Origin of the sequence: Epilithonimonas bovis DSM 19482 (genome assembly GCF_900108115.1) — a bacterium.
In the GTDB taxonomy this organism is placed as follows: Bacteria; Bacteroidota; Bacteroidia; order Flavobacteriales; family Weeksellaceae; genus Epilithonimonas; species Epilithonimonas bovis.
In genome coordinates this window covers 1-17565 of record NZ_FTPU01000030.1, presented here as the reverse complement: position 1 = coordinate 17565, position 17565 = coordinate 1, and the positions used below count along the sequence as shown (strand labels likewise).

The 17565-nt window shown below is 39.6% G+C and carries 19 protein-coding genes and 1 pseudogene; 10 read left to right on the top strand and 10 right to left on the bottom strand.

What is annotated here, in order from left to right:
* Position 1 precedes the first annotated feature (1 nt).
* From B0B05_RS12005 to B0B05_RS11995, 3 genes are read left to right on the top strand one after another with little or no spacing between them, the layout of a single operon-like run.
* Positions 2-1447 carry an ABC transporter permease gene (locus B0B05_RS12005; RefSeq protein ID WP_076783883.1) on the top strand — a complete coding sequence of 482 codons (1446 nt, stop codon included), beginning with the start codon at positions 2-4 and terminating at the stop codon, positions 1445-1447.
* A 3-nt stretch (positions 1448-1450) separates the two neighbouring features.
* Positions 1451-2794, top strand: a complete 1344-nt coding sequence (locus tag B0B05_RS12000) for a DUF3526 domain-containing protein (RefSeq protein WP_076783882.1) — start codon at positions 1451-1453, stop codon at positions 2792-2794.
* On the top strand, positions 2791-3486 hold the full coding sequence (locus B0B05_RS11995) for an ABC transporter ATP-binding protein (RefSeq protein ID WP_076783881.1): 696 nt from the start codon (positions 2791-2793) through the stop codon (positions 3484-3486). Before B0B05_RS12000 ends, B0B05_RS11995 begins: the two co-directional genes overlap by 4 nt.
* Positions 3487-3661: 175 nt before the next feature.
* On the opposite strand, the gene B0B05_RS11990 is transcribed toward B0B05_RS11995, so the two are convergent.
* The 6 genes from B0B05_RS11990 to B0B05_RS11965 all read right to left on the bottom strand — a co-directional run bounded on the left by B0B05_RS11990 (position 3662) and on the right by B0B05_RS11965 (position 9700).
* A complete protein-coding gene (locus tag B0B05_RS11990; RefSeq protein WP_076783880.1) occupies positions 3662-4825 on the bottom strand; it encodes a proline dehydrogenase family protein in 1164 nt (387 codons plus the stop codon).
* Positions 4826-5132: 307 nt separating this feature from the next.
* Positions 5133-6650 carry a bifunctional phosphoribosylaminoimidazolecarboxamide formyltransferase/IMP cyclohydrolase gene (gene purH / locus B0B05_RS11985; RefSeq protein WP_076783879.1) on the bottom strand — a complete coding sequence of 506 codons (1518 nt, stop codon included), beginning with the start codon at positions 6648-6650 and terminating at the stop codon, positions 5133-5135.
* Positions 6651-6716: 66 nt separating this feature from the next.
* Complete coding sequence (gene rraA, locus B0B05_RS11980) at positions 6717-7199, bottom strand: ribonuclease E activity regulator RraA (protein WP_076783878.1); 483 nt, start codon at positions 7197-7199, stop codon at positions 6717-6719.
* Positions 7200-7204: 5 nt separating this feature from the next.
* Complete coding sequence (purN, locus tag B0B05_RS11975) at positions 7205-7765, bottom strand: phosphoribosylglycinamide formyltransferase (RefSeq protein ID WP_076783877.1); 561 nt, start codon at positions 7763-7765, stop codon at positions 7205-7207.
* A gap of 62 nt (positions 7766-7827) precedes the next feature.
* A complete protein-coding gene (gene purM / locus B0B05_RS11970) occupies positions 7828-8820 on the bottom strand; it encodes a phosphoribosylformylglycinamidine cyclo-ligase (protein WP_076783876.1) in 993 nt (330 codons plus the stop codon).
* A gap of 343 nt (positions 8821-9163) precedes the next feature.
* Positions 9164-9700, bottom strand: coding sequence for an NADPH-dependent FMN reductase (locus B0B05_RS11965; RefSeq protein ID WP_076783875.1), 537 nt, complete (start codon positions 9698-9700; stop codon positions 9164-9166).
* A 163-nt stretch (positions 9701-9863) separates the two neighbouring features.
* Here B0B05_RS11965 and B0B05_RS11960 point away from each other — a divergent pair, with 163 nt between their 5' ends.
* A complete protein-coding gene (locus B0B05_RS11960) occupies positions 9864-10244 on the top strand; it encodes a hypothetical protein (protein WP_143746014.1) in 381 nt (126 codons plus the stop codon).
* A gap of 7 nt (positions 10245-10251) precedes the next feature.
* Here B0B05_RS11960 and B0B05_RS11955 read toward each other — a convergent pair whose 3' ends face one another.
* From B0B05_RS11955 to B0B05_RS11945, 3 genes are read right to left on the bottom strand one after another with little or no spacing between them, the layout of a single operon-like run.
* The gene (locus B0B05_RS11955) at positions 10252-11334 is read right to left on the bottom strand and encodes a porin family protein (protein WP_076783873.1); all 1083 of its coding nucleotides are present in this window, start codon (positions 11332-11334) and stop codon (positions 10252-10254) included.
* Between the two features lie 6 nt (positions 11335-11340).
* The gene (locus B0B05_RS11950) at positions 11341-12060 is read right to left on the bottom strand and encodes a hypothetical protein (RefSeq protein WP_076783872.1); all 720 of its coding nucleotides are present in this window, start codon (positions 12058-12060) and stop codon (positions 11341-11343) included.
* Complete coding sequence (locus B0B05_RS11945; RefSeq protein WP_076783871.1) at positions 12041-12598, bottom strand: RNA polymerase sigma factor; 558 nt, start codon at positions 12596-12598, stop codon at positions 12041-12043. Before B0B05_RS11945 ends, B0B05_RS11950 begins: the two co-directional genes overlap by 20 nt.
* 179 nt (positions 12599-12777) lie before the next feature.
* On the opposite strand from B0B05_RS11945, the gene prfB reads away from it, so the two are divergent.
* Positions 12778-13890 (top strand): peptide chain release factor 2, encoded by a 1113-nt coding sequence (gene prfB / locus B0B05_RS11940; RefSeq protein ID WP_076783870.1) that lies wholly within the window; start codon positions 12778-12780, stop codon positions 13888-13890.
* A 19-nt stretch (positions 13891-13909) separates the two neighbouring features.
* Here the strand turns inward: prfB and B0B05_RS11935 are convergent, their stop codons facing one another.
* On the bottom strand, positions 13910-14635 hold the full coding sequence (locus tag B0B05_RS11935) for a DUF4294 domain-containing protein (protein ID WP_143746013.1): 726 nt from the start codon (positions 14633-14635) through the stop codon (positions 13910-13912).
* 43 nt (positions 14636-14678) lie between these two features.
* Between B0B05_RS11935 and chrP the strand changes: the two genes are divergently transcribed.
* The 5 genes and pseudogenes from chrP to B0B05_RS11915 form a co-directional block, all read left to right on the top strand.
* A complete protein-coding gene (gene chrP, locus B0B05_RS11930; protein WP_076783869.1) occupies positions 14679-15755 on the top strand; it encodes a chryseobasin maturation metalloprotease ChrP in 1077 nt (358 codons plus the stop codon).
* Positions 15756-16007: 252 nt separating this feature from the next.
* Positions 16008-16157 carry a hypothetical protein gene (locus B0B05_RS16640; RefSeq protein WP_159435876.1) on the top strand — a complete coding sequence of 50 codons (150 nt, stop codon included), beginning with the start codon at positions 16008-16010 and terminating at the stop codon, positions 16155-16157.
* A 278-nt stretch (positions 16158-16435) separates the two neighbouring features.
* Positions 16436-16897 (top strand): C-type lectin domain-containing protein, encoded by a 462-nt coding sequence (locus B0B05_RS16635; RefSeq protein WP_076783868.1) that lies wholly within the window; start codon positions 16436-16438, stop codon positions 16895-16897.
* An 11-nt stretch (positions 16898-16908) separates the two neighbouring features.
* Complete coding sequence (locus B0B05_RS11920; protein WP_076783867.1) at positions 16909-17250, top strand: hypothetical protein; 342 nt, start codon at positions 16909-16911, stop codon at positions 17248-17250.
* Between the two features lie 101 nt (positions 17251-17351).
* A pseudogene (locus B0B05_RS11915) lies at positions 17352-17565 on the top strand (IS5/IS1182 family transposase); the annotation flags it as partial.

Below are 17565 nucleotides of genomic sequence, written 5' to 3'. Positions count from 1 at the left end.
AATGGCTTTACAAAGCTTAAAACGTGTGATCCTGAAAACCAGGCAGGATCTCATCACTACAAAACCAAATCTGCTAATTGTAGTAGTAGTTTCAATCTTTTCTTTGCTGAGCATCGCCTTTACATTTTTCCAATATACCGACAGTGCTGCCGAAATTACCCATTACCGGGCTGAAATCCGCGAGCATTGGGAAGACAGGCCAGCGAAACACCCTCATCGGATGGCGCACTACGGCTATCTGGTTTTCCGGATGGCGCATCCGCTAAGTATTTTTGATAATGGACTGGATGACTACCTTGGTAATGTCATTTTTCTGGAAGCGTACAAACAGAACTCCGCCAATCTCTCCGAAGCAGGAAGTTCGGGTACATTGGTTCGTTTTGGAGCATTTACAAGTGCTTTTTTGCTTCAGTATATTGTTCCGCTGATTCTGATATTTTTAGGATTTGGTTTGATAGCCAAAGAACGGGAAGATGCGACACTCAAGATCCTGAGCATTCAGGGTGCTTCTAACAGGGCAATCATCTGGGGCAAGATCCTCGGTTTCTGGCAGTTTTCGCTGTTATTCCTGTTTCCTGTCTTTGTGTTGATAGCTTTGGTCATGCTATGGGACCGTTCTGTTGCTTTTGAAGAAGTAGCGGTGAGGATATGCGTATTGCTGTTGTCTTATATGCTGTATTATTTTGTCATCTGTACCATGACGGTGGTTGTGTCTGCCATTAGTAAAAAAGCATCATCTTCGTTGGTAACACTGATTGGAAGCTGGCTGTTCATGGTTATTTTTTTACCAAAAGGAATTCAGTTTGCTGCACAAAATCTTTATCCCGCATCATCCAGAATTGCCTTTGAGACCGAGCTCGAAAAAGATATCCTGAAAGCCGGCAATAGCCACAATCCGGATGATCCTCATTTTAAACATATCAAAGATTCTCTGCTGGCACATTACAAAGTAAAGACTACGCAGGAGCTTCCTTTCAACTATAGCGGTTTTGTAATGCAAGAGGGTGAAAAAATAAGCTCTGCAATCTACATAAAGCACCATAAACAGCTGGAAACAGTATACGGCAGACAGCAGAAAATCTCTGAACTCAGCGGATTTGCAGATCCGGCTATGGCCATTAAAAATCTATCAATGACGGCCTCGGGGACTGACTATTTTTCTTACAGGCAGTTTCAGGAACAGGCAGAAGAATACCGTTATAAGATGGCACAGCACCTAAACCGGCTTCAGATTGAGCAAATCAGCAATATCAAAACCGAAAAAGGTGGGCCACCAGCCATTATTAACAGTGAAAACTGGCGAAAGTTCCCGGATTTCAACTATCAGTATACCTCATTCGGTAAGAGTCTCGCAGCACAATACTTACCGGCAGCAGCGCTGATATTCTGGTTTTTATTATGCATTGCCATGGCCGAACTCACGTCTCGAAAATTAAAGTTAATCTAAATCATGACAAGCTATATTTTTAAACAATTCTTCCGCAACAGAGGCTATCTTTCTGCTTTGGTATTTTTGCTAATTGCGGGGATAATGGCCATCTACACCGGGAAAAATTTTCTGGACCGCAATCAGGATATTATAGAAAAAAGCAGATTGTTCCAGCAGGAAAGCATCGATAAGAATGTGACATACCATAAAGACGATCTGGGCCTGATCCTATATTATGTAAAATTCAATTGGATTAATGAAACGCCCCAGCTTGCTGCGCTCAGTATCGGGATGCGTGATCTGAATCCGTCAATCCAGGGTGTGACGATCAGGAATCTTGAGGAGCAACGTTATAATTCTGATTTTTACAATCCTGCTAATGCTGCCGCCGGTAATTTTGATTTCAGTTTTGTGCTGGTATTTATCTTTCCGCTGATCATCGTTGCGTTTTGTTATAACCTAATTTCCGAAGAAGAGGAAAGCGGCCGCTGGAAATTGCTGTCTGTGCAGTGCAGAAGCTTGGCGCGTTTTATCGATTGCAAATTTTTGGTTCGTGTTTTGGCTATCAGCATCATTTATCTACTGCTCATCGCAATTGCGACAATTTGGATTGATATCCCAATGGATAAAAACTTTCTGTACTTTATACTGTCCGGATGGCTATACTTACTGTTTTGGTTTGCGTTATGCCGCTTTGTCATCTCATTTAGAAAATCTTCAGCCTATAATGCCTTAATCCTGCTTACGGTTTGGATTGGCCTCAACTTCATTATTCCGATGGGCAGCAATATGGCCATTCAAAAAATATTCCCAGTTAAAGAAGGGTTAAAAGCAGTAATGGAACAAAGGGAAGGTTACCATAACAAATGGTACGAAGCCAAATTACCGACGATGGAAAAATTTTACAAGGCTTACCCTCAGTTTAAACAATTTAAAATCAATGAGAGTGATTCATTCAGCTGGACCTGGTATTATGCTATGCAGCACATGGGCGACCTGGAAGCTGCAGCCTCATCTGAGCAATATATTGCCAAAATGCAGAAAAGGAATCAGGCAGCGGTTGTATTGGGTTATTTTTTCCCAAATATCCATACGCAACTTACAGAAAATGATCTTGCACAAAGCGGTATGGAGAATCACCTCGCCTTTGGCAGTGCCCTGAAGAAATTTCATGAAAAGAAACGCCTGTTCTTTTATCCGCTTATATTTTCCGGCAAAGATGCTGATTCCGTCAACTGGAAACTACAAATCCGCGAGGTATTTCGCCAACCAACAAAAATCAACAGTGTTGCACTCTTTTTACCTTATGTCTTTATCATCATATTATTTATCCTCTTATCACAAAACAACATCAGAAAATTATGATTAAAACAGTTAATCTTCATAAAAAATACGGCAATTTTACTGCGCTTCAGTCGCTGAATCTGGAAATAGGTTCGGGCGAAATCTATGCGCTGCTTGGGCAGAATGGCGCCGGTAAAAGCACCACGATCAATATTCTTCTCGGACTTATAAAGGCCAGCTCCGGGGACGCATACATCAATCATATTTCGGTGACGGATCAGCCACAGGAAATCAAAAAAAATCTAGCTTACATCCCGGAAACCGTTTTGCTTTACCCTAACCTAACCGGTCTTGAAAACCTTGATTTTTTCTCAAAAATTGCAGGATTCAGTTATTCAAAAGATGCGTTACACGATTTCCTGATGCGTACAGGTCTTCAGGCCTCTGCCCATGACAAAGCTTTAGGAGGTTATTCCAAAGGGATGCGCCAGAAGGTTGGTATTGCAATTGCGTTGGCCAAAGATGCCAAAGTCCTGTTACTTGATGAGCCAACCAGCGGCCTGGATCCTATTGCCACAGCCGAATTCACTGAAATTGTGAGGCAACTTGGACAGCAGGGGCGTACAGTGCTGATGGCCACGCACGACATCTTCAATGCAGTAAGTGTCGCAACTAATATTGGAATTATGAAACAAGGCCAGCTGGTCCAGAACCTTCCCTCGAAGGCTTTTACAGCTGACGAACTACAGGAGCTCTATTTCAAGACGATTTAATAAAACATTCATCCGCAAACTATCTTTTTTAACCGATGGATGGTGGAAAAAAAATGGTCGTCTTTAGGACGGCCATTTTTAGTGAAATAATATATTAAGAATCATTCACCTTTTTTAAACAAAAGAAACGCCGGATAAATTGAACTTAATTAAATCCAATTCCGCGGTTTCTTCTTTAATTCCTTCTTTTCAGTTCTTTCTGGATCAGACCAAGTTCTCTGCCGGTTTGTCCTGCAACAGACGTATTTTCCTGCGCACGTCTCGTAAGATATGGCACTACATCTTTCACGGGTCCGTAAGGCAGATATTTGGCAACGTTGTAATGCTGATCTGCCAAATAATAAGTGATGTTATCGCTCATACCATACAATTGCCCAAAATAGACATGCGGATTGTCATGAGACAAACCATTATTTTTCATTTTATCCATGATGAGTTCGGAGGATTTCTCATTGTGAGTCCCAAAGAATGCAGAAACTTTATCCAGATGAGCCATTACAAAATCGATTCCGGCATTATAATTATCATCCGTCGCCTGTTTATTAGGCTGGATAGGATCCGGATAGTTTAACTCGGCAGCTCTCTTTCTTTCTTTTTCCATATAAGCGCCACGCACAATTTTGTAACCAATAAAGTAACCCTTTTCCCTGGCTCTTTCCAAATGCGCGTTCATATACTCAAGACGGCCGGTTCTGTACATTTGGATGGTGTTCCACACAATGGCTTTATCCTTGTTGTATTTCTCCATCATCTCTTCGCAAAGATGATCTGCAGCGCCCTGCATCCAGGTTTCTTCTGCATCTACCATCACTTTTTTATCATTCTCCCAACATAGTTTGCAGACTTCATCAAAACGCTGTACAATCCTCTCCCACTCTTCTTTTTGGCTGGTCGTCAGCTCAGCGCCTTTTCCCACTTCTTCATAAATATCGATTCTGCCAAAGGCGGTCGGTTTGAAAACGATGAACGGAATAGCCGGATTACCGACTGAAAATCTTACAATATCTTTGATCTCTTTACAAACCGCATCAAAGGTTTCCTCTTCTTCTTTGCCCTCAATCGAATAATCGAAAATGCTTCCCACACCTCGTTTGAACATCTGTTTAACGACATTCATGCTTTCTTCCCGGGTTTCGCCGCCACAAAACTGTTCAAAAAGTGTTTTTTTGACAATGCCTTTGACAAAAGGGAAATCATTATGAACTGTAAAATTGAGAACAGAAACACCAATATTGGTTATCGCAGGCTGCTCTATAGCCTTGAACATCCAATACGCTTTTTTGAGCTGAGCATCCGTTTTATCAGCAAATGCAAGCTTCGTATCATTGAAAATACTCATCGTTAGAATTTGGTCTCAAATGTAAGTATTATTTAGATTTTTTGAATGAATTTTAAGGCAGAATTTTATCAGAAATATAAAATTAATTGACCAAAAAATTAATCTCACAAATTAAGCTTAAATCCATATAATTAACAATAATTTCTATGATTAATTTTTATTAATGATTACAAAGAAAACCCTTCCAAAGTGAACTTTGAAAGGGTTGTATATTTTTGAACAACAAGAGTCTCAAAAAAATCTCTATTGAAATCAATTTGAGCTTTTATAACTGTAAACTTTTGTGCCTTTAGGATTTAGTCAAAAATCAATGCAGAAAATGTCTCATTCCTGTGAACAGCATTGGGATATGATACTCATTAGCTGCTTCTATCGATTCGTTATCCCTCATACTTCCTCCCGGCTGAATAATGGCTTTGATGCCTTCCTGCGCGCAAAAATCCACCACATCACGAAAAGGGAAAAACGCATCCGAAGCCAGAACCAAGTCACCATCGAATTTCTCTTTGGCTCTTTCTATCGCCTGCTGCGTTGCCCAGATCCTGTTCACTTGTCCACCACCGATTCCAATAGCCTGAACACCGTTGGAGACCACAATTGCGTTGGATTTTACATATTTAACAACCCTTTGAGAAAACAACAGTGCTTTTCTCTGTTTATCTGTAGGAGCAGATTCTGTCATCAATTTGATATCTTCTGAGAATTGGTCATCAGCATTTTGGACCAGCATTCCACCATCAATCTTAACCCAAACTTGTTTATCAGTGACTTCATTTTTGATTTTGATGATTCTTAGGTTTTTCTTCTTCCTCAAAATTTCCAAGGCCTCTTCATCAAAATCAGTTGCCATTACAATTTCTAGAAAGGTTTTATTAAGTTCTTCTGCCGTTGCGGCATCTACTTTATAATTCATCCCGATGATTCCGCCGAAGATCGAAACCGGATCACATTCAAAAGTTTTGGTATAGGTTTCCAAAGCCGAAGTTCCCACAGCCACACCACACGGTGTTGAATGTTTTACGGCACAGCAAGCCATCTCTTCTTTGAACTCGTTCACCACCTTCCAGCACAGATCCATATCCCGAAGGTTATTGAAAGATAATTCTTTACCTCCTAAAATTTCGAAATCTTTCATTGCGCCGTTTTCGAAAGTTGATGTATAGTAAGCCGCGGACTGATGAGGATTTTCACCATATCTGAGGTCTGATACCTTTTTATACGAAGCATTTAAGTAAGTTGGATATTCTTCATCCAGCAGCATACTGGCAATGGCAGCATCGTAAGCAGACGTCAAATTGAATACTTTGCCTGCTAGTTTTTTTCTGGTTTCCCAATTGGTTTCGCCATTATCTGACATTTCTGTCCTGATCAATTCATAATCATTGACATCTGTTAAAACCACTACCGAATTGAAATTCTTGGCTGCAGAACGCAGCATAGAAGGCCCGCCAATATCGATGAATTCAACTTTTTCGTCAAGGGAAATAGCCTTATTTACATTTTCGAAAAATGGGTAAAGATTAACAATTACCATATCAATCAGGCCAATACCATAATCCTGAACAGTCTTCATATGTTCTTCATTAGACCGTACTGCCAACAATCCGCCATGAACTTTTGGGTGCAGGGTTTTCACTCTGCCATCCAGCATCTCGGGGAAATCTGTTACCTCATCGATCTGGATGGGGTTAAGCCCAGCATCTTTCAGATATTTGAAAGTGCCACCTGTAGAGATCAGTTCATAATTGTTATCTTCTAAAAACCTGGCAAAATCTGCCAATCCATTTTTGTCCGATACACTGATTAATGCTCTTTTTTTACTCATTTTTTTCTTTCCTTTTTACTTTTTATTAGATATATTACCAAACCGGTTTGCGATCTGATTCCTTCATTAATAATATTTGTTTTTGGAGACCAGAATACCATCCTCATCTGCATATACATATTCTCCGGGAACAAAATCAATCCCTGCAAAATGTACCGTTACATTCAGTTCACCAATATCATTTTTCCCACTTTTTACAGGAAAAACATCCAGCGCTTTTACGCCCAAATTCAGTTTTGAGATAGCCACAGAATCCCTAATGGCAGCATTGATGATCACGCCTTCCCAGCCATTATTGACAGCAAGTTCTGCGATATTATCGCCCATCATGGCACGCCGGAGAGAACCACTGCCATCTACAACAAGCACTTTCCCCGTGCCATCTTCGGAAAGTGTTTTTCTTACCAAAGGATTATTTTCTAATGCCTCTATAGTAACAATCTCGCCGCAAAATGAGAGTTTCCCTCCAAAATCCCGCAGCCCGATTGGTACTGCAACGCGAAGTTCGGAAATGTAATCATCACAGAGGTCAGTTGTAGTCCAGCTCATTGCATTTAGTTTAAAATTTTATCTATGGCTTTTGGAAAAATATCATACTCTATATGATGTACTTTTTGTGCCAGTGTATTGGGTGTATCGGTTACGTCAATATCAAATTGACCCTGCAGGATAATCTCGCCCTCATCTATGCCGGATGTTACAAAATGGACGGTTGCGCCACTTTGTTTTTCGCCTGCTTCTATCACCGCATGATGAACATGGTGCCCCCACATCCCTTTACCACCGAATTTTGGTAATAACGAAGGATGAATATTAATGATTTTGCCCTGCCATTGGTCACAGAATTCCGGCTGAAGAATCGACAGAAAACCAGCCATAACAATCAGGTCTGTATTCTCCGGAATTGCTTTTTCAAGATTCTCGGAAAAGTCTTTTCCGCGTTTGATTAACAGGGTAGGAATCTGATGTTTTTCAGCCCTTTCCAAACCAAAACATGCCCTGTCGGCAATGACCAGATTAATTTTAGCATTCCGTATTTCGCCGGAATCTATACAGTCTATTATGCGTTGAAGATTGGTTCCGCTGCCAGAGACGAGTATAACTAAATTTTTCATTCTAATGTTATGCTTTTAAACGCAACGTCCGCAAAAATGTGTAAACATTAATATTTTTAATCCTAAAACTGCAAATCGATTTTCTCACTTCCTTCTGTGATTTCGCCGATTTCATACGCATCCTCCAAGAGATCAAGGATTTTATCCACATGGTTTTCATCGGTCACCAAAACCATCCCTACCCCCATATTGAAGGTTCCGAACATCTCGGTGTGATCTATATTGCCTCGTTTTTCCAATTCCTGCATCACGGCCGGCACTTTGATTTTAGAAGCATCTATTGTTGCACAAAGCCCTTCTGGAATAATTCTAGGTACGTTCTCATAAAGCCCGCCACCTGTAATATGTGCGATACCATAAAGCGGCGCTTCTTCCAAAACTTTGTGGATGTCTTTATAATATAACCTTGTTGGCACAAGCAATGTTTCGTACAATGGCTGACCTTCAAATGTTTCATTAAAATCCGGGAAGATTTTTCTTACCAGTGAAAAACCGTTGGAATGAAAGCCTGAACTTGGGATGGCAATAATCTTATTGCCTTTTCTGATCCGGGAACCGTCTATAATCTCATCTTTTTCTACAATACCAACGCAAAATCCCGCCACATCATAATCGCCAGGCTGATACATCCCTGGCATCTCGGCTGTTTCACCGCCAATCAACGCACAATTGTTGTCTTTGCAGGCTTCTACCATTCCAAGTACAATCTCCGCAGCAATATCACTATCCAGTTTACCACAAGCTAAATAATCAAGGAAAAACAGTGGTTTTGCACCGTGGCAAAGGATGTCGTTGGCACACATGGCGAAGCAGTCCACACCAATAGAATCATACTTTTTGGAGTCTAATGCCACTTTTAACTTGGTACCTACCCCATCAGTTCCCGAAACCAGAACCGGGTTTTTGTAGCCTGCAATCTCGTAGAATGCGCCAAAGCTGCCAAGATTATTAAGAACATTTTTATTATGCGTTTCTGCAACAGCAGATTTGATCTTGTCTACGGTTTTGTAGCCTTCTTCTTTGTCTACACCGGCGGATTTATAGGTATTGCTCATTTTTACTTTTACTTATCAGGACATCAAATTTTGATCCATATCCCAGGATTTTAAAGGGTGATTTCCAGACTCACCCATTCTTCAATCCTTTTGGGCTTTTAACGGCCCAAAAGAATCTCAGAACTCATTAGATTTATTTCAAACTTTACTTTCAAAAATACTTCAATAAAAAAGCCGATAATCTTAGAGATTACCGGCCGTTATATTAGCGCGCAAATTCAGAGGCGATCATGCAATTCTTCTGGAAAGAATTAAAATAATGCATCGAAGGAATCTGCTTATACTTCACCTTTTTTTACTTTGATACAAAAGTAAGCAACTTTGATTATAAGTTCCAAAAATCTTAGCTAAAAAAGTTTTTAACAGCAGACAGTTTTTCACTGAATTCTGCTTTTTTATCCTCATTCACAACACCTTTCTCTGGATCAAAATTTTCATTAAACTTCGGTAATGAGAACGATTGCAACACTTGTACACCACTGAATGGCGAGCGTGCCTCAAATGCTGCTAAAACGTGTTTCCCTCCGCCTGGGCCTGTTGCAGTTGCTAACAGAAAAACCGGTTTTTCCCCAAAATGCTTCCTGTCTTTAATCCGGGAAATCCAGTCAAAAATATTTTTAAAAGCGACTGAATAACTGCTGTTATGCTCTGCCAAAGAGATGATTAACAGGTCTGCGTTGTCTATTTTCTCAGCAAACTTAAGTGCCAATGGCGGGATGCCATCATGCTTTTCCCTGTCTACGCTGAAGATAGGCATCTCGTAATCGTTAAGATCCAAAATTTCCACTTCCGCATTATCAAACTGGCTGGCAACATATGTCACCAATTTCTTATTAATAGAATCTCTGGAATTACTTCCTGCAAAGGCCAATATTTTCATTTAAGTCAATTTTTTTGTGTGCCAAATTTATTGACTTTATAACTAATAAAGCATTGATCTAAGTTATTTTAATCAAAAATATTATCAGAGCAAAAAATTTGTGGTCTTAAAATTGATATGGCTTTTAAAATATTAAAGTCAATTTGTTTAAAATCTAATTCCTTTGTCTCCTATGATCTTTGATAAAAACTACCTTACGCCGAATAATGACAATTCTTATTTTGTCTACCAGGAAGAGCAGGATAATGCCGGTTTTGTAAATCCTTATAATGATAATCCCTATATGATCAGCTCTCCGCAAAAACTTAAGAAACAGATCAAATGCAAAAAAAAGAAATCTGTAATAGCCAGCTGTCTTGCGGATTACCGTGCTGATATTGTAGAGCGACCACAGATCAATACTGCTTTTGGAAGCGAAATAATGCCCGCGTCTAAATCATCGCTGTCTGACTACGCACGCTCGTCTTACCAGAAAGTTATAAAGGACCTGAAAAATCTCCAAAAACTAATTGACCAGCTCAGCATCAACGAGGTGCGGTTATAGAGTCAGTCTAAAAATCGATATTGGCAAGCTCTATCCCAATCTGGATACCGTTTTTGTTTGGCAACAACGCTTTATCATTAAAGATAGGTGTCAAATCTTTTTTGATAAACAGATTAACGCCGCCGTAACCTATACTGAATTTGCCACCAAATAGAAAAGCATTCACCCCATCATCTAAAGTATAATCATACTTCTGAAATTTATCATTAGTATCGTGATACTTAACTTTTACAATACTTCTGGTGTTGATGCCGGCATAAGCTCCCAACCCAACTTTCCACATTTTTTTTCTCACATCCAGATACTGTTTGCCGTCGTACTCTGTATATTTTGGATTAAGATAAAATTGGAACTCAACTGGTAAAGTCAGGTAAACATTTCTCAGTTTTGATCTTTTTAGCCGTCCATCAGCAAAATCATCAAGGTATAATTCGGAATTATTTTGGATAAAAACCTGCGGCCTTTTTGGCATATAAGTGTCGGTCCTGTAAGCCAGACCGTAGCGGATAAACCACGGGCTGGTCAACGACCCCAACTGATTGTCTTTGCGGAATTGCACTTCTACGCTATGCGAATTCCCTATTCTCATCTCTGAGTCATTTTCAAAAGGATTGAAGCTGCCTTTATCCTTTGTAAGATTAGCAAAAGCATAACCCACACTCAGCGTGCTGCTGTTGGCATAATCTGCCGGGGATTTTTCTTTATTTTTAATTCTGACAGAAAAACCATTTGTGCCAAGAATCAGAACATTTTTGTTCCTGATGGTGTCCAGTCTGGAATTATAAACGGAGTTCGTCACCGCAGTTTTGGTAATATCTTCCAGTTGCTGGCGTTCGTTTTCTATTTTATCATTGATTAAAGTTTCATATTTTTTTGAAATATCTTCTTTTTGCGAAATCTGTTCTGCCTTTGTAATCTTGCCTGCCGCAAACGCCTGGTCTATTTTGTCGGTCTCAGTTTTCATATTCTCTTTTTCCTCAGATACGATAGTATTCACCTTTTCTGTGTAGGACTTCATTTGGCTGTCAAGCGTAGTTTGTGCTGTAGCAAAGCCGGAAAGCATTGCCAAAAGTAAAATTTTGATGTTCATGATAGTTTATTTATTTGTTATAGAATCTTTGTCATAGAGCGTAATGCCCAATATTTTGATCCGCTTAGGATTAAGGATGTCCGGCTCATTTTTGGACCTGGAACTATTGATTCCCATTGCAGATTTTGGTTTCTCTGCTTTAGCTTTATCTATTTCTACCCCGAAAAGCAAGTCTGAAGAAGATACATATTTCACTTTTGGTTTTGTACTGAGCGAAGCTGAAGTATCATTCTGAGCCAGTTTTTCTTCCGGCTGAGCAGTAACTTGTGGCATTTCTTTTTTTATTATGCCTTTCTGTTCAGTGTACTGGCGGGAAACCGGACGTTCTTCCTTAGCTGGCTTCGCCATTTCGTCTTTAGTGATTGAAGACTTCGCTGATGAATCCCCTTTGTCAACTAACAGATTTTGACCGGCAGTTTGTGAATTGTTTTCCGTAGCTAATTCCGGACTGTTCTTATTTTCCTGGTTTACATCTTGTTCTAAACTTTGATCTCTGGCATGTTTTGCAAATTGCTGATTGTCATTAATTTCAGATCCAGTGTTGATCATCAATAAGCTGCCTCCCAAACCAATCATTAGAATAATGGCTGCTGCATAACGCAACCAAACCCTTTTAGGCTTTTGTACATTGGCAGGGTTCTGATCCAGTTTCTGTTCCAGCTTTTCCCAAAGTCGGTCAGAAACTTTCGTTTCCTGCTGTTCATATTTAGATTTCAGATTCTGCATTTTGCGTGTCATTTTGCCTGTTAAAATAATCTTTTAGCCAGTTTTTGGCTTTGTTCAGCTGGCTTTTGCTGGTTCCTGCGGAGATATTAAGAATGTCTGCAATCTCCTGATGTTTTTTTTCTTCAAAAACAGCGAGGTTAAAAACCAGTTTATAACCAATTGGCATTTCTTTAAAAATAATGTCCAGATCAATATCCTGAGACCACTGAGGTTCATCTTCTGGATTTTCTGCCATACCCTCTGTAAATTCGGTTTCGGCATACAGGATATGCTTGTTTTTTCGGATAAAACTGATGGCGTCATTCACCACAATTTTTCTAAGCCAAAACGGAAAGGATTCGTAATTCTTACAATCCTCTATCTTTGTAAACGCTTTGTAGAAAGCATTCATCAGGACATCTTCAGCATCATCCCTGTTATTGATGTAGGAATTGGCAACAGCCAACATTTTCCCGGAAAACACCTCAAACAGACTCTTCTGAGCCAGCCGGTCCTGTTTTTTTGCATTCGAAAAAATATGTTGTAAATCTGTTTGCATTTTCTCTTTCTGACTATAAGACGGTAAAAATCGGAAATGGTTGCCTCTATTTTTAAAATTAATTCAATTTATTTTACAACAAATTGATTATCAATAATATAAAATTCAATTTAAAATCTAAAATTTATAACTTATAATTTAAAGTCTTTCTTCGTATTTTTGCAAAAATCAAAACAAACGTGGTAAACACAGACCAAATAAAAGATATACAAACCAGGATAGAAGAACTTCACAAATTTTTAGGAATTGATAAAAAGAAAATTGAGATTGCTAACGATGATGAGAAAACTGCCGCTCCGGAGTTCTGGGAAAAGCCTAAAGAAGCAGAAGTTTTCCTAAAACAGCTCCGCTCCAAGAAAAAATGGGTGGAAAGTTACGAGGAGATCAAGTCTGAGTTTGAGGACTTGCAGGTTCTGCTGGAGTTTGCAAAAGAAGACCCGGATTCTGAAAAGGAACTGGACGAATCTTTTCCAAATCTGGTAGAAAAAGTTGAAAACCTTGAATTCAAAAATATGCTTTCCAACGAAGGCGATGAATTGTCTGCAGTTCTCCAAATCACCGCCGGTGCTGGCGGAACAGAAAGCTGCGACTGGGCAAGTATGCTGATGCGCATGTACACCATGTGGGCTGATAAGCAAGGTTACAAAATCCGCGAACTTAATTTTCAGGAAGGTGATGTTGCCGGCGTTAAAACCGTCACATTAGAGATTGAAGGCGAATTTGCTTTCGGTTATCTGAAAGGTGAAAATGGCGTCCACAGGCTCGTGAGAATCTCGCCTTTTGACAGTAATGCCAAAAGACACACCAGTTTTGTTTCGGTTTATGTTTACCCGTTGGTTGATGATACCATAGAAATCAATATCAATCCTGCAGATATTAGTTTTGAAACGATGCGGAGTTCCGGTGCTGGCGGGCAGAACGTCAACAAGGTAGAAACTGCGGTAAGGCTGCGCCACGCACCGACGGGTATTATCATCGAGAATTCGGAGTCGCGTTCTCAGCTTCAGAATAAAGAAAAGGCGATGCAACTTTTACGTTCCAGACTTTATGAAATCGAACTTGAAGAACGGATGAAGGCCCGAAACGAAATCGAAGCCGGAAAGATGAAAATAGAATGGGGTTCACAAATCCGAAATTATGTGATGCATCCATATAAACTGGTAAAAGATGTCCGCTCAGGCTATGAGACTTCTGACGTTGACGGCGTGATGAATGGCAATCTTACACCATTCCTAAAAGCTTACCTGATGAACGAAGGGCAGGGTTCTGCGGATGATTTGGAGGAACTGTAAACTAGATTCACAAATAATTTTACTTACCACTATTGACTTTGTAATTACTGGAGCCGGGATATGGTTGCAAGTAACCGAGGTTCCAGTTGGATTGCAACAGGGATTCTATAAAAAGATCATCTCTGTTTTTATGAGGATCGTAAGGTGTTTTGAGACTAACGTCGGCAATATTACCTTTTACATTCCACCAGAATGCGCTCCATCCGCCACGTAATTCTTTGATAATTTCGTACACCGTTTTGCCTGTGGCACGGTTCATCAGTTTGGCAAAAATCTGTCCTTCTGTAGTGGTAAGGTCACGGAGCTGTTTCTCGTAATTATTTGCCAGTTCGTTCTGTCTTTGTTTTATATACCGGCTTCTATCAGAGCCTGTCATATTGGCACTTTCTATCTTAATATTATTATACTGCTCAAGAGCATTAAGAAAAAGCGGGTAAACGCGGTTCAGTTTTTTATTAAGGAAAAAATAGTAGTTACGGTCCAATTGGTTATTAAAATGCGGATTAGCTCTCAGCGTCAGCTCATCCATCACGATAACCTGTTCTCCGTTGATTTTATAAATTTTGGCTTTTTGAGCCTCGTCGTAGTAATATTCGTTACCTTCTGCATCCTTTTGCAATTTGCTTTTAGGAATATCATCAAATGATCTGACCTTCAGCGTGTCTTGCTGTGCAAAACAAAATGTACAAAGAAACAGGAGAAGAATCGGAATCAGTTTATCAAAAATCATTACTTTTACTATCATAAAAATTAACACAGTCTAATATCAAAAATCATTCCTTTCCCTCATGAAATTTGAAAAGAAATCAATTAAGTTTTTAGAAGAATATCTTAACACAGCATCCCCCACAGGATACGAACATAACGGACAAAAAGTATGGATGGATTATATCAAACCTTTTGTAGATAAAATCGAGGTTGACCATTATGGTACTGCTTATGGCATCATCAATCCGGAAGCAGACTTCAAAGTCGTTATCGAAGCGCATGCTGACGAGATCAGCTGGTATGTAAATTATATTACAGATGACGGGCTGATCTACGTCATCAGAAACGGAGGATCTGATCAGGCCATCGCACCATCCAAAGTTGTGAATATCCACGGGGAAAAAGGGATTGTAAAAGGCGTTTTTGGGTGGCCCGCTATCCACACCAGAAGTGCTAACCAAAACGAACCAACTCCGAAAATCGAAAACATTTTTATTGACTGTGGTGCCACATCCAAAAAAGAAGTTGAAGAGCTGGGCATTTTTGTTGGTTGTATGATTACTTATCCTGACGAGTTTTTTGAACTGAATGACCGGTATTTTGTTTGCCGTGCTTTAGACAACAGGATTGGCGGTTTTATGATTGCCGAGGTTGCAAGGTTACTCAAAGAGAACAAAAAAAAGCTGCCATTTGGTCTTTATATTACCAATTCTGTTCAGGAAGAAGTGGGATTATACGGTGCTGATATGATTGCCGATACCATCAAACCGAATATTGCCATCGTAACCGATGTAACACATGATACCACGACCCCAATGATAGAAAAAAAGAAAGAAGGTGACCAAAAATGCGGCGCTGGCCCTGTGATATTCTTTGCGCCAAGTGTACACCACACCATCAGAGAACTGATTATTGACACCGCAAAAAATAAGAAAATCCCTTTCCAGAGAGCTGCTGCCAGCCGTGCGACAGGAACCGATACAGATGCCTTTGCCCATTCAAACGGCGGTGTTCCCAGCGCACTGATCTCTTTGCCCTTGCGCTATATGCACACGACTGTAGAAATGGTTGCAAAAGAAGATGTATCCAATGTAATCCAATTAATCTACGAAAGCCTGTTGAAAATAGAACCAACCATGAAGTTGAAATACCATTAACAGACTGCAATCAATCAGAACTTTTAAAAAGCGCTTACCTTAGTAAAGCGTTTTTTTTATGCACACCCAAGTTTTTTTTAAAAAAAAATAATACGATGTTTCATAATCTTCAGATTAATATGTATATTTGTGTCTTTTTTTTATTTAAAGATTATGATTTAAGGCACTATTTTGAACTGAATGAAGATGCATTACAGCCTATAATTGCAAATCATTTGAATCTTAAATGTTAGAACAGAATATTTATAAACGATGAAAATAAATTTATTATCAATTTTTTTAGTGGCTTTATCTGTCAATTACAGTGCGCAGGTAGGGATCAATACCAATCCGCCACATCCGTCGGCAGCATTGGATATGTCCGACAGCAAACGTGGTTTTTTACACCAAGGGTTGTATTAAGCCCAACGTCCGAAAACCCCTTTAATCCCATTACAAATCCTGCCGACGGATTACTGGTATACAACAAAACAGGAAGTACCTCTTTTCCTGCAAAATATTATTATAAATACGGCACGAGCTGGATACCTTTTGGAAATGGAAACGAGACCTACAATAACGCAACAGCACTTGGAATAAGTGCCTCGACGCTGGGTTATGCACCGCGGATACTATCCTCTACGGCAGAAATACCTGCTTCGCTCAATGTTTCCGGAGTCATTTCTACCAAATCTAAATGTGTGGAATACAGTGGGCATACATACTGTTCTTTCAACCTTAATAATGGCGTGACATGGGAACAGGCTTTTAACATTGGCAAATCCTATGGTGGCTATCTGCCGGTAATTACCACAAATGATGAATGGAATTTTATAAAAACTAATCTACTGGATGGTACCGGTAACAGTAATCATGACAGCTGGATTGGCTTTAATTACGTTCCTTACAAAGGCAATGCTGGTGCGTACACCTGGATTACTGCTGAAAAATCTATGGTTAACTGGTCAACATCTTCCAGTGAAACCAATTTTGCAACGAATCAGCCCGCCGCTTATGACTCTAGCGGGAACGTTGTGCCTACAACACCAGGTTGTATTAAAATAGCAAACAGCACTACAAACAGCAACAGACAATGGTATAAGGACAATTGCAGCACAACGGCCAATTTTGATTTTTTAATCATAGAATTTCATAACAATTAATCCGGTTTTTCATGAAAAATATAACTCTTTTCCTTAGTCTGTTTCTATTTGTAACCATCGGCGCGCAAGTTCAAATCAATGTTCAACCGGGCAATGGGGAAACTTCCGCAGACTTGCAACTGGACGCAACCAATCAGGGAACCATTCTACCCCGCGTTGCTTTGTCATCTACCACAGACTCTGCCCCGGTAAGCAACCCAAAAGAAGGTATTATGGTTTTCAACACTCAAACTCTTGGTGATGTTACACCTGGGTATTATTATTGGAAACTTAGTCCAACGCCACACTGGGTTTCTATGGGACTAACCTCTACCAACACAATCATACAATTAGTTAGTCATTCCTTAAAATAAATACAACGATTTGATATTCAATATTTTATTATCAAATTTCGCTTAAAAATGTTGTATAAAATTGCAGAAAATCGTATTTTTAGGGTATAAAAAGTGGCAAAATGTTAGGAAAAATAAAACAGGATTTACAGCAAAATTTATTCAAGACCAGACTTGCCGAGCTTATTAATATGGATCATCCACTTGTAAAATTAGCGCATGAGATTTCTTGGGATAAAATAGAAGCTGAGTTCGAGGGTTTATTTTCAAAAGAAGGAAGACCCTCTATTGCGGTTCGCAAAATAGCAGGAATGCTTTTGCTCAAGGAAATGTTTA

What these genes read in the sequence shown, in the direction of transcription:
- B0B05_RS12005 (WP_076783883.1), top strand. Translation starts at nt 2, where the DNA reads ATGGCTTTACAAAGCTTAAAACGTGTGATCCTGAAAACCAGGCAGGAT.
- B0B05_RS12000 (WP_076783882.1), top strand. Translation starts at nt 1,451, where the DNA reads ATGACAAGCTATATTTTTAAACAATTCTTCCGCAACAGAGGCTATCTT.
- B0B05_RS11995 (WP_076783881.1), top strand. Translation starts at nt 2,791, where the DNA reads ATGATTAAAACAGTTAATCTTCATAAAAAATACGGCAATTTTACTGCG.
- B0B05_RS11990 (WP_076783880.1), bottom strand. Translation starts at nt 4,825, where the DNA reads ATGAGTATTTTCAATGATACGAAGCTTGCATTTGCTGATAAAACGGAT.
- purH (WP_076783879.1), bottom strand. Translation starts at nt 6,650, where the DNA reads ATGAGTAAAAAAAGAGCATTAATCAGTGTATCGGACAAAAATGGATTG.
- rraA (WP_076783878.1), bottom strand. Translation starts at nt 7,199, where the DNA reads ATGAGCTGGACTACAACTGACCTCTGTGATGATTACATTTCCGAACTT.
- purN (WP_076783877.1), bottom strand. Translation starts at nt 7,765, where the DNA reads ATGAAAAATTTAGTTATACTCGTCTCTGGCAGCGGAACCAATCTTCAA.
- purM (WP_076783876.1), bottom strand. Translation starts at nt 8,820, where the DNA reads ATGAGCAATACCTATAAATCCGCCGGTGTAGACAAAGAAGAAGGCTAC.
- B0B05_RS11965 (WP_076783875.1), bottom strand. Translation starts at nt 9,700, where the DNA reads ATGAAAATATTGGCCTTTGCAGGAAGTAATTCCAGAGATTCTATTAAT.
- B0B05_RS11955 (WP_076783873.1), bottom strand. Translation starts at nt 11,334, where the DNA reads ATGAACATCAAAATTTTACTTTTGGCAATGCTTTCCGGCTTTGCTACA.
- B0B05_RS11950 (WP_076783872.1), bottom strand. Translation starts at nt 12,060, where the DNA reads ATGCAGAATCTGAAATCTAAATATGAACAGCAGGAAACGAAAGTTTCT.
- B0B05_RS11945 (WP_076783871.1), bottom strand. Translation starts at nt 12,598, where the DNA reads ATGCAAACAGATTTACAACATATTTTTTCGAATGCAAAAAAACAGGAC.
- B0B05_RS11935 (WP_143746013.1), bottom strand. Translation starts at nt 14,635, where the DNA reads ATGATAGTAAAAGTAATGATTTTTGATAAACTGATTCCGATTCTTCTC.
- chrP (WP_076783869.1), top strand. Translation starts at nt 14,679, where the DNA reads ATGAAATTTGAAAAGAAATCAATTAAGTTTTTAGAAGAATATCTTAAC.
- B0B05_RS16640 (WP_159435876.1), top strand. Translation starts at nt 16,008, where the DNA reads ATGAAAATAAATTTATTATCAATTTTTTTAGTGGCTTTATCTGTCAAT.
- B0B05_RS11920 (WP_076783867.1), top strand. Translation starts at nt 16,909, where the DNA reads ATGAAAAATATAACTCTTTTCCTTAGTCTGTTTCTATTTGTAACCATC.